14 protein-coding genes are annotated in these 13,657 nt (G+C 64.7%); 10 read left to right on the forward strand and 4 right to left on the reverse strand.

All coding sequences use genetic code 11. The annotated features are described in order from the left end of the window. The first annotated feature begins 83 nt into the window (after positions 1-83). From ACOYW5_RS07980 to ACOYW5_RS07990, 3 genes are read left to right on the forward strand one after another with little or no spacing between them, the layout of a single operon-like run. Positions 84-959, forward strand: a complete 876-nt coding sequence (locus ACOYW5_RS07980; protein ID WP_423068718.1) for a LysR family transcriptional regulator — start codon at positions 84-86, stop codon at positions 957-959. A gap of 10 nt (positions 960-969) precedes the next feature. Then, positions 970-1,698: a retropepsin-like aspartic protease family protein gene (locus ACOYW5_RS07985; protein WP_423068719.1), complete on the forward strand. Its 729-nt coding sequence runs from the start codon at positions 970-972 to the stop codon at positions 1,696-1,698. A gap of 36 nt (positions 1,699-1,734) precedes the next feature. After that, complete coding sequence (locus ACOYW5_RS07990) at positions 1,735-2,226, forward strand: nucleoside deaminase (RefSeq protein WP_423068720.1); 492 nt, start codon at positions 1,735-1,737, stop codon at positions 2,224-2,226. Between the two features lie 6 nt (positions 2,227-2,232). Here the strand turns inward: ACOYW5_RS07990 and dusA are convergent, their stop codons facing one another. Both dusA and dld read right to left on the reverse strand, forming a co-directional pair. Next, entirely contained in the window at positions 2,233-3,240 is a 1,008-nt protein-coding gene (gene dusA, locus ACOYW5_RS07995) for a tRNA dihydrouridine(20/20a) synthase DusA (RefSeq protein WP_423068721.1), read from the reverse strand. 112 nt (positions 3,241-3,352) lie between these two features. Beyond that, on the reverse strand, positions 3,353-5,062 hold the full coding sequence (gene dld, locus ACOYW5_RS08000) for a D-lactate dehydrogenase (protein ID WP_423068722.1): 1,710 nt from the start codon (positions 5,060-5,062) through the stop codon (positions 3,353-3,355). Positions 5,063-5,264: 202 nt separating this feature from the next. On the opposite strand from dld, the gene ACOYW5_RS08005 reads away from it, so the two are divergent. The 6 genes from ACOYW5_RS08005 (at position 5,265) to ACOYW5_RS08030 (ending at position 10,758) form a co-directional block, all read left to right on the forward strand. Next, a complete protein-coding gene (locus ACOYW5_RS08005) occupies positions 5,265-5,729 on the forward strand; it encodes a MarR family winged helix-turn-helix transcriptional regulator (protein ID WP_423068723.1) in 465 nt (154 codons plus the stop codon). 2 nt (positions 5,730-5,731) lie between these two features. Then, positions 5,732-6,895, forward strand: a complete 1,164-nt coding sequence (locus tag ACOYW5_RS08010) for an HlyD family secretion protein (RefSeq protein WP_423068724.1) — start codon at positions 5,732-5,734, stop codon at positions 6,893-6,895. Further along, positions 6,896-8,449, forward strand: coding sequence for a DHA2 family efflux MFS transporter permease subunit (locus tag ACOYW5_RS08015; protein WP_423068725.1), 1,554 nt, complete (start codon positions 6,896-6,898; stop codon positions 8,447-8,449). It abuts the gene before it with no gap. Positions 8,450-8,506: 57 nt separating this feature from the next. After that, positions 8,507-9,040 (forward strand): TetR/AcrR family transcriptional regulator, encoded by a 534-nt coding sequence (locus ACOYW5_RS08020; RefSeq protein WP_423068726.1) that lies wholly within the window; start codon positions 8,507-8,509, stop codon positions 9,038-9,040. Further along, positions 9,021-9,371, forward strand: coding sequence for a winged helix-turn-helix transcriptional regulator (locus ACOYW5_RS08025; RefSeq protein WP_423068727.1), 351 nt, complete (start codon positions 9,021-9,023; stop codon positions 9,369-9,371). The genes ACOYW5_RS08020 and ACOYW5_RS08025 overlap by 20 nt, the downstream gene beginning before the upstream one ends. A gap of 106 nt (positions 9,372-9,477) precedes the next feature. Then, positions 9,478-10,758 carry an NAD(P)/FAD-dependent oxidoreductase gene (locus tag ACOYW5_RS08030; protein WP_423068728.1) on the forward strand — a complete coding sequence of 427 codons (1,281 nt, stop codon included), beginning with the start codon at positions 9,478-9,480 and terminating at the stop codon, positions 10,756-10,758. Between the two features lie 62 nt (positions 10,759-10,820). Here ACOYW5_RS08030 and ACOYW5_RS08035 read toward each other — a convergent pair whose 3' ends face one another. After that, complete coding sequence (locus tag ACOYW5_RS08035; protein ID WP_423069429.1) at positions 10,821-11,030, reverse strand: cold-shock protein; 210 nt, start codon at positions 11,028-11,030, stop codon at positions 10,821-10,823. Between the two features lie 199 nt (positions 11,031-11,229). Then, entirely contained in the window at positions 11,230-12,618 is a 1,389-nt protein-coding gene (locus ACOYW5_RS08040) for a M24 family metallopeptidase (protein WP_423068729.1), read from the reverse strand. 196 nt (positions 12,619-12,814) lie between these two features. On the opposite strand from ACOYW5_RS08040, the gene ACOYW5_RS08045 reads away from it, so the two are divergent. Then, positions 12,815-13,657, forward strand: coding sequence for a metal ABC transporter substrate-binding protein (locus ACOYW5_RS08045; protein ID WP_423069430.1), 843 nt, complete (start codon positions 12,815-12,817; stop codon positions 13,655-13,657).

The raw sequence follows: 13,657 nt of genomic DNA on the forward strand, positions 1-13,657 counted from the left end.
GCCAACAGCGATTTCGCCTGCGTCGCTTGCATGACTGCAAACGGGTGACGTGCTACTCATGTCGCATGGAGAACTGGAACGACATGAAGCTGGTGCTCGCCATTGCCCGGGCAGGCAGCCTTGGCGGCGGAGCAGCGGCACTTGCCGTGAACCACTCGACCGCCTTCCGGCGGCTCAATGCGCTGGAGGATAAGCTCGGCGTGAGGCTGTTCGAGCGTCTGCCCGGTGGTGTGTACCAGCCGACGGCCGCGGGTGAGCGCGTGGCGTCGACCGCCGAGCGGGTGGAAACCGAAGCCGACGCTCTGAGCCGCGACGTCAGCGGTCAGGATCAACGGCTGGTCGGATCGCTTCGCGTTACGTCCTCGGAAACGCTTGCCTACAGCGTGCTCACGGCCGAGCTGGCGCGGTTCCGCACCGCTCACCCCGGCATAGTGGTCGACCTGGTGGTCGACAATCGCATCCTGAGCCTCAGTCGACGGGAGGCCGATATCGCCTTGCGCGTCACGCGGCCGAAGGAACCAGACCTGTTCGGGCGCAAGCTCGCGGATATCGGCTGGACCCTATACGGCGCGCCCTCGCTGGTAGGAGATGGTCCGGTCGATCTTGCCGCGTTCGACTTCGTCGGCTGGGGTGAAGATGCCAGCGGCATCGCCGCGGCGGACTGGATCAACGAACGGATCGCGCGGACACGCGTCGTCTATCGAGCCAGCAGTCTCATCAACCAGTTCACCGCCGCCAAGGCCGGCATCGGGCTGGTGCTCTTGCCCTGCTATCTCGGTGATCCCGAGCCGGGACTGTGCCGGGTGATCGACGAGCCGATAGCCGAACTGGCTCGCGAACTCTGGATTGTGACACATACCGATTTGCGGAAGACAGCGCGGGTGCGAGCGTTTTTCAGCATCGTCGGCGACGGGCTCATTGCGAAAAGTTCACTGATGCGTGGTGAGCGTTTGGCTTGAATTGGCCTGATTGCTCCCCATTATCGGGATCACCGCACGCGTAGGGATTTTCATGCTGTTCATCGGCGTCGCCATCGTCATAGCCATCGGCATTGCGCTGCTCGTCAGCGCCGACGCCGGCACACTGGTCGGGCTGACGCAGGAGCAGACGGGACAACTGGTGCCGCTGCTGGTCATCCTCGTCGTCATCGCCGGTGGCGTCTTCTCGCGGCGCCACCGATTCTCCGAGATGGCCGGCAACCTGGCGTTGTGGGCCGGCATCTTCGGAGTGGTGCTCGTTGGCTATACTTTTCGCGACGATATCTCGCTGGTCGCCTCGCGTGTCTTCGGTGAACTGGTTCCCGGCGTCGCTGTGGTCGACGAGGATCGGGGCACGGCTTCGTTCCGCGGCGGGCGCGACGGGCACTTCATCATCAATGCGGGAATCAACGGCGCGGAAATCCGCACCATCTTCGATACCGGCGCTTCGGCCGTCGTGTTGACGCACGAAGATGCCGAAAAGATCGGGCTCTCGACCGATGCCCTGCGCTACGACGTGCGGGTATCCACCGCCAACGGCACCGGCAATGCCGCGGCCGTGACGCTCGACCGGATCGACGTGGGCGGCATCGTGCGCAACAATGTCCGGGCCTTCGTCGCCGAAGCCGGCATGCTCGATACGAGCCTCCTCGGCATGAGCTATCTCGGCACGCTCAGCCGCTATTCGGTCACCGGCAATTCGCTGGAACTGGTGGATTGATCGGGTAATAGTCCTCCGCGAATAACGGAGTTCGAGATGCCGCAACGCCCCTACGACGAAGCCCTGCTGCGCCAATCCTTTGCGGTCGCCAAGCGCTCGCGCGACGGCGGCGACCACCCGTTCGGCTCGGTGCTGGCCGACAAGGACGGCAAGGTGCTGCGCGAACAGGGGAACGGCTACACGTCCGAGGGCGGCGATCGCACCGCACATGCCGAGAAGCTGCTGGCCTCGTGGGCGGCGAAGAACCTGAGCCTCGAGCAACTGCAGGAGACGACGCTCTATACCTCGGCCGAGCCCTGCGCGATGTGCTCCGGCGCCATCTACTGGGCCGGCATCGGCCGCGTCGTCTTCGGCCAGACCGAACGCGACCTCAAGGCCCAGACCGGCGCTCACGAGGAGAACCCGACCCTCGACCTGCCCTGCCACGTGGTGTTCGAAGCGGGGCAAAGGCCGACCGAGATCGTAGGGCCGCTGCTGGCCGACGAAGCCGCGCAGCTGCAGGCGGACTTCTGGAAAGACAAGCACTAGCGCCGGCTAGATCGCCAGCTGCAGCTCCGGCTCGAGCGCGTCGAACGCCTGCATAATCACCTCCGGGCCAGCGCCGCGCTTCGCTGCGTCGACGCTGAGGATCTGGCGGAAGGTGCGGGCCCCCGCCCGGGCATTGGCCAGCCCGAGCATGTGGCGGGTGATGTTGTTGAGCCTCGCGCCACGCGAAATCTCGCGCTCGGCATATTCGGCCATGGCCAGCATCACGTCGCGCAGCTCGACCGGCTTCGCTGCCTCACCGAAGAAGCGCTCGTCGACGAGGGCCAGCAGCATCGGCTCGTGGTAGGCGACGCGGCCGAGCATCACGCCAGACATGTGCGCCATATGCGCCTCGGCATCCCTGATCGTCTTGATGCCGCCGTTGATCATCACCTGCATCGGCTTCAGCCGCTCGGCAAGGCGGTAGACCCGCGGGTAGTCGAGCGGCGGGATGTCGCGGTTTTCCTTGGGGCTGAGGCCCTTGAGCCAGGCCTTGCGGGCATGGACGTAGAGCGCATCCACCCCGGCCGCGACCATGGCGTCGGCGAAGCGATCGAGGCTGTGCTCGGTGTCCTGGTCGTCGATGCCGATGCGGCACTTGACCGTCACCGGCTTGTCGGTGGCGTCGCGCATGGTGCGGACGCAGTCGGCGACGAGCGTCGGCTCGGCCATCAGGCAGGCGCCGAAGCGGCCGGACTGCACTCGGTCGGACGGGCAGCCGACATTGAGGTTGATCTCGTCGTAGCCATACGACGCCGCAATGCGCGTAGCCTCGGCCAGCTCACGCGGATCGGAGCCGCCCAGTTGCACGGCGACGGGATGCTCGACTTCGTCGTATCCAAGCAGGCGATCCCGGGGCCCGTGGATCACGGCGGGGCTGGTCACCATCTCGGTGAACAGCAGCGCGCGCTTGGTGAGCAGACGGTGGAGATAGCGGCAATGGCGATCGGTCCAATCCATCATCGGCGCGATCGAGAACCGGCGCGCCTCGGCAAGGCGGGACGCGGGAGTGCTCATCGCTGAGGTCTGGTCGTGGAGCATCGGGCCGGTCGAAACGATGGATCAGTCGCCGCGATATAGGACGCAACGGCGTTTCGGGCAACCGCCGTGCCGAGATGTGAGCGGCGGCTCAGGCCCAGTTCTTCTTCTTCGACGTCCGCCCGATGCCCGGGTTCATCGTGTTGGTCGGATCGAGCGAGCGGTAGAAATCCGCCAATACGGGCTTGGCCTGATAGAGGTGACCGACATTGTGCTCGGACGGGAACTCGATCCCGCGGCCGCTGAGGTGGGCGATGATCTGGTGCTCGATGGCCATCCAGTCGGCCCCCTTCTTCACCGCATATTCGTAGTGGAACACCTGGCAGAGGAAGTGGCCGCAGGGGATGCGGCGGACGATGTTCGCCTCGACGCCGGGCGGTAGCGTTTCGCGCCAGTCCAGCGTGTTGCGCGGCAGGGCCATGTCGAGGGCGACGATGTTCTCGACCGTGTCGGGATGCGTCGCACGATAGCGGACGGTGCCGCCGCCTACGGCGTAGCGGTGGCGGAAGGCAGCCGCCGCTTCCTCGTCATCGCACTCGAAGAAATCGCCGCTGGCTGACGGGAAGATGGACTTGAGGTGCGCCCGCGCCTCGTCGATGCCAGCGCCATCCATGCGAAGCAGCAGGTGATGCTCGTAGTGGTCACGGAAAGCGTTCATTCGCTTGGGCAGGTGGTTGGGCAGAATGCCGACGATCAGCTGCAGCAGCTTGTCGGAGAGATTGGTGCCGAGCCCGAGCTTGCCGGTGATGGCGTCGAACCGGCTCTTCAGGGTGAAGGCCGTCGGGATGCGCTCCGTGCCGGCGTACTTTAGGAAGAGGTAGAGGTCCTTGCCGTATTCCTCGGCCAGCGTGTAGGCCTCGCGCTGGATATACTCGCCGGCGACGGGCGCGTTTTCGAAGGTCCCGAGGATGTGCCGGCGGAGCTCGGTCAGTTCGCGGTAGTCGTTCGAGCCGATGTAGAAGACGCGCGACGGGCCGGAGCTCGGGAACGTATCGAGCCGCACCGCGAAGACGCAGAGCTTTCCGGCGCTGCCGGCCACTTCGTGCAGCAGGCGCGGATCGTTATTGTAGCGGCCGGGCGTCGGTGCATCGATGTCGCGCACCAGTGTTGCATAGTCGGGGTCGGAGGCGAGCCTGCCGGTCGTGTGGCTGACGTCGGTCTCGGCGTACTCGCCGCGATCGAGGCGCGACAGGATCGTCTCGGGGTCGTTGCCGAGATCGATGCCGAGGTGATTGATCAGCGAGACCGAGCCGTCCTCGCCGACCCGCGCGTAGAGCGCCAGCTCGGTGTAGGCCGGACCCCGGCGGATCAGCGCCCCGCCGGAATTGTTGCAGACGCCGCCGACGACGGAGGCACCAATCGTGGTCGAGCCGATTACCGAATGCGGTTCGCGGCCGAGCGGACGGATCAGTTTCTCCAGTTTATGCAGCGTCGCACCGGCATGGCAGAGCACCTGCTCGCCGCCCTTGAGCAGGTCGATGCGGCCGATGCGCATGGTGTTGATGATGACGACCGGGCGATCGTAGTCATCGCCGAAGGGGCTGGAGCCGCCGTTTAGGCCGGTGTTGGCGGCCTGCGTAATGACCACGTATTCTGCCTCGACGATAGCCTTGAACACGCGCCACTGCTCGACCAGCGTGCCCGGCCGCACCACGGCCAAGGCATGGCCGTCGCCATAGCGATAGCCCTTGCGGTACCGCCGGGTGTTGCGCTCTTCGGTCAGCACATAGGCGTCGCCGACGATGCTCTTGAGTTGCGCCAACAGCGTGTCACCGCTGATCGAGGAAGAGGCCGTGGGCATGGGGAAAACGACTACTGAAATGGTCGAGGCAGCGGTGCCAGAGATAGGCGGAAAGCAGGTGCGTGTCGACTGGTCGAGACAGCGCGCCGGTGTTGCACCCGTCACCCTTTAGTAGCGGCGGCATACCCGCCATGCATAAATCGTTAGCCTTCTAATGTTTCTCCGCGTTGACTTGATAAGTGCACTTATTATATGTGCGCTTATGAATTTGAAACAGGACTACAAGACGCAGGCCCCGCTGGGCTACCTGATCCACGAAGTGGCGCGGCTGATGAAGCGGCGCTTCGAGGGGGAAGCGAGCATGCAGGAGATCACTCTCCCGCAGTGGCGCGCCCTGGCGCATGTCACCGCCTACGAGGGCATCACGCAGAAGGCATTGGCGGACGCCGTCGACACGGACCCGATGACCATTTCGGGGATCCTCGACCGGCTGGAGAAGCGCGGGCTGATCGAGCGCTACGCCGACCCGACCGATAGCCGGGCCAAGCTGGCACGCGTCACGCCCGAAGGCATCGGGGTGGTCCAAAGCGTCCGCAAGATCGGGCTCGCCATGTATGAGGCGGCGCTCGAGGGCGTGCCCCCAGCGGACCGCGAAATCGTCATCAAGGTGCTCAGCACGATGCGCGCCAATCTTATCGGCCAGGCGGCCGAACTCGAGGAAGTCTGATCATGAACGCCCGCGTCACCCCCCCTGCCCCCGGCGAGGCCAAGCCGGTCGAGCCGCCCGCCCTAGAAGCCAGGCCTGCCGTTGCTCCGGCCGCGGCAGCCGCCGCGCCTGAGGCTCCTGAAGCTCCGAAAAAGAAGCGCTCGGGCCGTCGCCTCGCGATCATGCTCGCCGTTCCTGTCGTGCTCGCAGCGGGCGGTGGCTATTTCTGGCTGACCGGCGGGCGCTATGTCGAAACCGACAACGCCTACCTGCAGCAGAACAAGGTCTCGATCTCCTCGGACGTCGCGGGCCGCATTGCTTCGGTGGCAGTGAAGGACAACCAGCTGGTCAAGGCCGGCGACATTCTGTTCACGATCGATCCCCAGTCCTATACCATCGCGCTGGCGCAGGCCGATGCGGCGCTCGCCTCGGCTCGCGTCAACGTCGAGCAGCTGCGTGTGGCGCACTCGATTGCGCTCGCCAAGCTCCAGGCAGCCAGGGACGCTCTCGAGATCCGGCAGAAGGAATGGGACCGCACGTCGAACCTGCGCGAGCAGGGCATCACGGCGGAATCGAGCCTCGACGACTCGCGGCTGGCGCTGCAGCAGGCGCAGTCGAACGTCGCGCTCGAAGAGCAGGACGTGGCCAACTCGGTCGCGGCGCTCGCCGGCAACCCTGACATCGCGACGGACGAACACCCGGCCGTGCGTGCGGCCCTCGCAGCGCGCGACAATGCACAGCGCAACCTCGACAAGACGACAATCCTCGCGCCTGCCGATGGCATGGTCGCTCAGGTCGCCAGCCTCAATGTCGGCCAGTTCGTCAACACAGGCTCGACCATCGCGACGCTTGTCGAGAGCAACGACATCTGGGTAGAGGCCAACTTCAAGGAAACCCAGCTCAGTACGCTGAGGAACGGACAGCCGGTCGAAATCACCGTCGACGCGTTCCCGGGCAAGAAGCTGGAGGGACATATCGACTCGATCGGTGCTGCGACCGGCGCCGAGTTCGCGCTGATCCCGGCCCAAAACGCCACCGGCAACTGGGTGAAGGTCACGCAGCGCGTACCCGTGAAAATCGTCGTCGACTCAACGGATGGCGAAGCCCTCGTCGCCGGCATGAGCGCCGTGGTCAACGTCGACACCAAGCCCGAAGGCACAGTGCCGGAAACCGCTGAGGCGAACTAAATGGCCACAGCCGTTCCTGCCATCTCCGCCCCCAATGTGGTGGTGAAGAACAAGGGCCTTTTGACCACCGCGATCATGGTAGCGGTGATCATGCAGGTGCTCGACACCACGATCGCCAACGTCGCCCTGCCGCATATGCGGGCGAGCCTCGGCGCGTCGCAGGACGAGATCAACTGGGTCCTGACCTCCTACATCGTCGCTTCGGCCATCGCGACGCCGCTGACGGGCTGGTTCTCCGACCGCCTCGGCCGGCGCAACCTGCTCCTCGGCGCGGTCGTCGGCTTCACCGCCGCCTCGCTGCTTTGCGGTATCGCGACCAATCTCGAGCAAATGGTACTGTTCCGCATCATCCAGGGCATTTGTGGCGCCATGCTGGTGCCGCTCGCCCAGGCAACGATGATGGACATCAACCCGCGCGAACTGCTCGGGCAGGCCATGGCGATCTTCGGCGCCGGCATCATGTTCGGGCCAATCATCGGGCCGACGCTGGGTGGCTGGCTGACGGAGACGTTCAACTGGCGCGCCGTCTTCCTCGTCAATCTGCCCGTCGGCATCGTGGCCTTCTTCATGCTCGCCGCGCTGATGCCGAACACGCCGATCAAGATCCGCAAGTTCGACTTCTTCGGCTTCGGCATGCTGGCCATCGCGGTTGCGTCGCTCCAGCTTCTGCTCGACCGCGGCCAGGGCGCCGGCTGGTTCGATTCGCCAGAAATCTGGCTCTACCTGCTGCTCGCCATCTCGGGCCTGTGGGTGTTCGCGGTGCATTGCCTCACGGCAGAGAACCCGTTCATGGACATGGGAATGTTCAAGGATCGGAACCTCGTCACCGGCCTCGTGCTGATCTTCATCACCGGCATCACCCTGTTCTCGGGCCTCGCCCTGCTGCCGCCGATGCTGCAGAACCTGATGGGTTTTCCGGTGATCGAGACGGGCCTGTTGATGGGTCCACGCGGCATCGGCACGATGGTCTCGATGATCCTCGTCGGCCGGCTGGTGTCCCGCTTCGATCCGCGCCTCCTCGTCGCCTTCGGCACGATCGTCATGGGCTACTCGCTCTACATGATGACCGAGTTCGATATCGTCATGGGCTCGGGCCCGATCCTGATCTCTGGCTTCATCCAGGGGGTCGGCATGGGCTTCGTGTTCGTGCCGCTCAACTCGCTGGCCTTCGCCACCATCAACGCGAAGTACCGGGTCGATGCGACCGCGATGTTCAGCCTGATCCGCAATGTCGGCCAGGGCGTCGGCATCTCGGTCGTGACGACGATCCTCGCGCAGATGCAGGTGGTGAACTATGGCGAGCTGGCCGAACGGATCACGCTGGATTCCGGCCCGCTCCGCGACTTCGCGGCGGCCTATGGCGGGTTCGCGAATGTCGTCGGCACGCTCAACGGGCTCATCACCCAGCAGGCGGCGATGCTCGCCTTCCTCGATGACTTCAAGCTGATGATGATCCTGACCTTCGTGTCACTGCCGATCGTCTTCCTGCTGCGCAAGCCGCAGGCGGCAAAGCCGATGACGGCCGAGGAACGCGCCCACGCCATGGGCGAGTGACACGTCGAACTACTGCGGCCGCCCAAGGGCGACCGCGTCCTCCCGCACGAGGCGACTATGACTGAACTGGCACCGCCTATCACCGACAGCGGGCCGCGTGGCCCCAACTTTCGCCGCTACGAAGGCCGGCGCGAGCAGATGATCGATGCAGCGCTCGAGGTGTTCTTCGACAAAGGCTACGACCGTGCCCGCATCGAGGATGTCGCGAGGCTCAGCGGCGTCGGCAAATCCGCGGTGCTCTACCATTTCGGTTCGAAGCTGGCGCTCGTTGCGAGCGTCGTCGCCAAGCACTGCCTGCCCGCGACGCCACTTGGCGGCGGAGCGGCCGAGCAGATGATCGAAGCCAGCCTCGCCGACCCTGCCGCCCCCAAGGTGCTACGCTTCGTGATGACCGAGCAGCGTCGCCTGCCGTCGCTCGGCCGGCTCTATGTCGTCGCCATCATGCGGCGCGTCGGCAGTTCGCAGGGCTTCGGTAATGTCGAGGCAATCCGGGCCGGCGTCGGTCAGGCTTTTGGACGCATGGCGGCACGCGTCCTGTTTGAAGGATATCCCGCAGTTGAAGGAGAGCGTCATGGAAGCAACCCAGTTTGAGATGGTCCACGAGTTGCTCGACCTCGCCGGCGCACGCTGGACGGTCGATGTACTGACCGTGCTTCGGTCCGGCCGCTACCGGTTCAACGAAATCGCTCGGGAAGTGAACGGCATCTCGCAGAAGCAGCTGACGCTCACCCTGCGCAACCTGCAGCGCGACGGCTTTGCTACACGCATGGCGTTCGCCACCATTCCGCCGCGCGTCGAGTACGAACTCACCGAGCTTGGCGTCAGTTTTGCCGACAGCGTCCGGCCGCTCGGCGCATTCGCCGTCCGCAACCGCGACAGCATCGAAGCAGCCCGGCGGGAGTTCGACGGGCCCGACGCTTGACCCTCTAGCGCCGCGCCCCCAGCGCATGCCACCCGTGCTCCCGGAACCGTTGGACGATGACCGTCGAAACCCCACATAAGTCGCGGGCGCAAAACGGGGTTCGACAATGACCAACGAGGCTCAGAGACATCGCGTCGTCGTCATCGGCGGCGGCTTTGGCGGGCTGGCAGCGATCCAGAAGCTGAAGGGCGCCGATGTCGACATCACCATCGTCGACCGGCGCAACCACCACCTGTTCCAGCCGCTGCTCTATCAGGTCGCGACTACCGCGCTCAGCCCATCGGAGATCGCCTGGCCGATCCGCATGCTGCTCAAGCATCGGCAGGAGGTGACGACGCTGCTCGGCAATGTCACGGGCATCGACACAGCTAACCGGCTGGTCGAACTCGAGGACGGCGGCCGCATCCCTTACGATAGCCTGATCATCGCCACCGGTGCGCAGCACGCCTATTTCGGCCACGACGATTGGGAGCCCTTTGCCCCCGGGCTCAAGACGCTCGAGGACGCAACGGCGATGCGGCGGCGCCTGTTGCTCGCCTTCGAGGCGGCCGAGCGAGAGACCGATCCCGAGCGGCGCAAAGCGCTGCTGACGTTCGCGATTATCGGGGCAGGCGCCACGGGAGTGGAACTGGCCGGCGCGATCATCGAACTCGCACGCACGACGCTCAGGAATGAGTTTCGGACGATCAGGCCAGAAGAGGCGCGTGTGGTACTTATCGAGGCGGGGCCACGTGTCCTCGCCAACTTTCGTGAAAGCCTCTCGTCCTATGCCAAATCGGCGCTCGAAAAGCTCGGCGTCGAGGTCATGCTCGGTCGTCCCGTCACCAACGTCACCGCTGATGCGGTGCATTTCGAGGCGGGCGAACTCAATGCAGGAACGATCATCTGGGCGGCCGGGGTACTTGCTTCGCCCGCCGCAAAATGGCTCGGCGTCGAGGCGGACCGGGCGGGCCGCATCAAGGTCGAACCCGATCTCACCGTGCCGGGCCATCCCGAGATCTTCGCCATCGGCGATACCGTGACGGTGGCAGGGCCAAACGGCAAACCGGTGCCGGGCATCGGCGATGCTGCCAAGCAGGGCGGCAAGTACGCCGCGAGCGTCATCCGGGCACGGCTGGACGGACGGACCATCGGCCCGTTCCGCTACAAGCACCTCGGCGATATCGCGACGGTGGGCAAAAGCGCCGCGCTCATCGATTTCGGCTGGCTACAACTCACTGGCTGGATCGGCTGGTGGACATGGGGGCTGGCCCACATCTACTTCCTGATCGGGCTCAAGAACCGCATCTCGGTGGCGATCAGCTGGTTGTGGATCTACCTCACCGGTCACCGCAGCGCGCGACTGATCACCTGGGGCGAGGCCGGCAGCGGCCGCAAGCCGCGCTAGTGCAAAAAGAAAGGCCGGGCTCCCTCGCGAGGCCCGGCCTTCCACATCAATCCGTTCGCTGATCAGGCTTCCTGAATCTCGGTCACGGCAACCTTGCCGGTGCGACGATCTTCGCCGGTCTCGAACGAGACCTTCTGGCCTTCGCTCAGGGCGTTGAGCCCCGAACGCTGCAGGGCGGTGGCGTGGACGAACACGTCCTTGCCGCCGTTGTCCGGCTGAATGAAGCCGTAGCCCTTCTGATCATTGTAGAATTTGACGGTGCCCTTTTCCATCGGGTAGTCCCTCATGCGCAGTTATGTGGTGGACAGAACGCGACCAACGTGTGTCCGTCTATCCGGTCAGTCGAAATTGGAAGTCCCTTCGTGCGCCTGACCGGAGAGCGGGGGCATACGGCCGGAAATCAGCCAAATGTCGATGCAGAACGGATAGAGAGCGCCGCGGCGCTTGGCAAGCACCTGCAATAACGCGACGTCACGCTTTGCTAACGATACGGTTTGGCGCCAGCCAGAACGGCGGCATCGCTCCGGCGAGGTTGGAAAGCGGCAGAACCTCGGGCTTAAGCCTGATTCCCAGCACATCGGCCATGAAGGCGCGGCGCGCCTGGATCCGCCCCCATACGTCGGGGAACGAGGATTTCAACTCATCCCTGCCCTGCGCATCGAGCAAGGCTATCCCATCCTCGATATTGGCGCCGTAGTAGGGCGCACCCGCCGCCGGGATGATGTCGACCTGTACGCACTGGCCGGAACCGAATGGCTCGGTCGAGCCCGGATAGACCTGCGTGTTCATCCACTCATCGATATGGATCAGGTGGCCTGGGTTCAGCACCAGCTTGAAGAACGGTGTATCGAGATGCCGACGGGCCAGCGCATCGAGCTCGCCGCCGGTGACGCCGATGCCGATGGTTTCGTACCACTCGGCGGCGCAGGCGAAATACGGCCCTGCGAGGCGCTCGACATAATCGCGGACGTTCGCCGGCAGATCGCCTGCATCCTCGGCCAGCCAGCCCATGCGGCTCGACAGCCCGCCCCAATAGCCCACCGCAGTGGTCATCGGGTCGCCCTTCCTGAGCACGCGGCCGGTTGGGCTGTTGAGGCCGACCAGGTCGTCACCGGATGAGAACATCGTGTGGCACGAGTGCGGGAGCACGCCGAGCCGCATGTGCTGCACGGCATCGAAGCCGCTCATGCCGGGCCGGACATTGGCGATCAGCGCCTTGACGGCTTCTGAGCATGCGACAGCGCCAAACTCGAACTGGGCGATCTGGACGATCTCGTTCTTGGCACGCAGGCCGGTGACCGGATGCATCAGCAGCGCATTGGCATTGACTACCCTGCCCTCAGGCCCGGCGATCTGGCGCAAGGTATCGGCGATGTAGCTCGGGGTCTCGAGCCAGGACTCGGGCTTGGCGGCCTCGTTGGGCCCGAAATACTTCCAGCCGAGCACACCGATCCGCTGGTTGGCCGCGATGCCGGCGTTGCGCAGCACCTCAGCGAGCGCCGGCGTCTTGGTGCGATCCTGCCCCATGAGGCCGAACGGCGGGTAGAGACGCGCTTCCACCTCGATGGCGGCAGCCATTGCGCGCCCCAGGTTTTCCGGGCCGGCAAGCAGGGTCGGCGTCAGGTCCGGCGCGATGATCAGCAGCGCTTCTTCGAAACGCGGATCGAAGCCGGTGATGTAGGCGAGGTTCGCTGCGTGCTCGCGGTCGGCGTAGACCACCAGCGCATCGAGGCCGGCGGCGCGCCGCGCCCTGCTCAAAGCGTTGAAACGGGCCACATAAACGGAACGGTCGAGCTCCGGACGTGTTTTCGGAATGCCGAAGTCCGGAAGCGTGGCGTCGATCAACTTGAAGGCAGGCATAGGAAGGCCCTGGTTCCGGGACTCGTTTTACCCAATCGTCTCGGAAACCGGTGCCGAAAGCAATCGCCGGGGCAAGGGGTGTTGACAATGGGCAAACTTCAACTGCTAATAAGAACCATTCGCAACTAGGATTGCCGGACAGATGCTTTCTAGACGCCATTTTGCCTTCCTGGCGGTTGCCCTGATCGCCGGGACGATGCCGATTGCCGCACTCGCCCAGGACAAGTTCAAGGTCGTCACGACCTTCACCATCATCGCCGACATCGCCCGCAACGTTGCCGGCGACGCGGCCGACGTCGAGTCGATCACCAAGCCGGGCGCCGAAATCCACGGCTACCAGCCGGGGCCGCGCGATATCGTCCGGGCCCAGGGCGCCGATCTCGTCCTCTGGAACGGAATGAACCTAGAGCAGTGGTTCGTGAAGTTCTTCGAGAACGTGAAGGATGTGCCGCAGGTGGTGGTGAGCGACGGGGTCGAGCCAATGAGCATCGGCGAGGGGCCCTACACCGGCAAGCCTAACCCCCATGCCTGGATGTCGCCGAACAACGCGCTGATCTATGTCGAGAACATCCGCAAGGCACTGGTCCAGTACGATCCGGCCAACGCCGCAACCTACGATGCGAATGCCGCGGCCTATTCCGAGCAGATCAAGGCACTCGACGCGCCTCTCCGCGCCAGGCTCGAACAAATCCCGGCGGAGCAGCGCTGGCTCGTCACCAGCGAGGGCGCCTTCAGCTACCTCGCCCGCGACTACGACATGAAGGAGCTCTACCTCTGGCCGATCAATGCGGACCAGCAGGGCACACCGCAACAGGTGCGCAAGGTCATCGACGCCGTTCGCGCCAACAAGATCCCGGTGGTGTTCTCGGAAAGCACGGTGTCGGACAAGCCGGCGAAGCAGGTCGCCAAGGAGACTGGCGCGGCCTATGGCGGCATCCTCTACGTCGACTCGCTCAGCGAGGCGGATGGCCCGACGCCGACTTACCTCAAACTGCTGGAAGTCACGGTCGATACCATCGCCAAAGGGTTCGGCAAGTGA

The organism is Devosia sp. CN2-171 (genome assembly GCF_049354815.1).
Classification (GTDB): Bacteria; Pseudomonadota; Alphaproteobacteria; order Rhizobiales; family Devosiaceae; genus Devosia_A.

Bases quoted from the DNA above. Each gene is read 5' to 3' on its own strand.
- dld (WP_423068722.1), bottom strand. From the start codon at position 5,062: ATGCCCACGGCCTCTTCCTCGATCAGCGGTGACACGCTGTTGGCGCAA.
- ACOYW5_RS08045 (WP_423069430.1), top strand. From the start codon at position 12,815: ATGCCGATTGCCGCACTCGCCCAGGACAAGTTCAAGGTCGTCACGACC.
- ACOYW5_RS08025 (WP_423068727.1), top strand. From the start codon at position 9,021: ATGGAAGCAACCCAGTTTGAGATGGTCCACGAGTTGCTCGACCTCGCC.
- ACOYW5_RS07980 (WP_423068718.1), top strand. From the start codon at position 84: ATGAAGCTGGTGCTCGCCATTGCCCGGGCAGGCAGCCTTGGCGGCGGA.
- ACOYW5_RS08015 (WP_423068725.1), top strand. From the start codon at position 6,896: ATGGCCACAGCCGTTCCTGCCATCTCCGCCCCCAATGTGGTGGTGAAG.
- ACOYW5_RS08030 (WP_423068728.1), top strand. From the start codon at position 9,478: ATGACCAACGAGGCTCAGAGACATCGCGTCGTCGTCATCGGCGGCGGC.
- ACOYW5_RS08010 (WP_423068724.1), top strand. From the start codon at position 5,732: ATGAACGCCCGCGTCACCCCCCCTGCCCCCGGCGAGGCCAAGCCGGTC.
- ACOYW5_RS07990 (WP_423068720.1), top strand. From the start codon at position 1,735: ATGCCGCAACGCCCCTACGACGAAGCCCTGCTGCGCCAATCCTTTGCG.
- ACOYW5_RS08005 (WP_423068723.1), top strand. From the start codon at position 5,265: ATGAATTTGAAACAGGACTACAAGACGCAGGCCCCGCTGGGCTACCTG.
- ACOYW5_RS08035 (WP_423069429.1), bottom strand. From the start codon at position 11,030: ATGGAAAAGGGCACCGTCAAATTCTACAATGATCAGAAGGGCTACGGC.
- ACOYW5_RS08020 (WP_423068726.1), top strand. From the start codon at position 8,507: ATGACTGAACTGGCACCGCCTATCACCGACAGCGGGCCGCGTGGCCCC.
- ACOYW5_RS08040 (WP_423068729.1), bottom strand. From the start codon at position 12,618: ATGCCTGCCTTCAAGTTGATCGACGCCACGCTTCCGGACTTCGGCATT.
- dusA (WP_423068721.1), bottom strand. From the start codon at position 3,240: ATGAGCACTCCCGCGTCCCGCCTTGCCGAGGCGCGCCGGTTCTCGATC.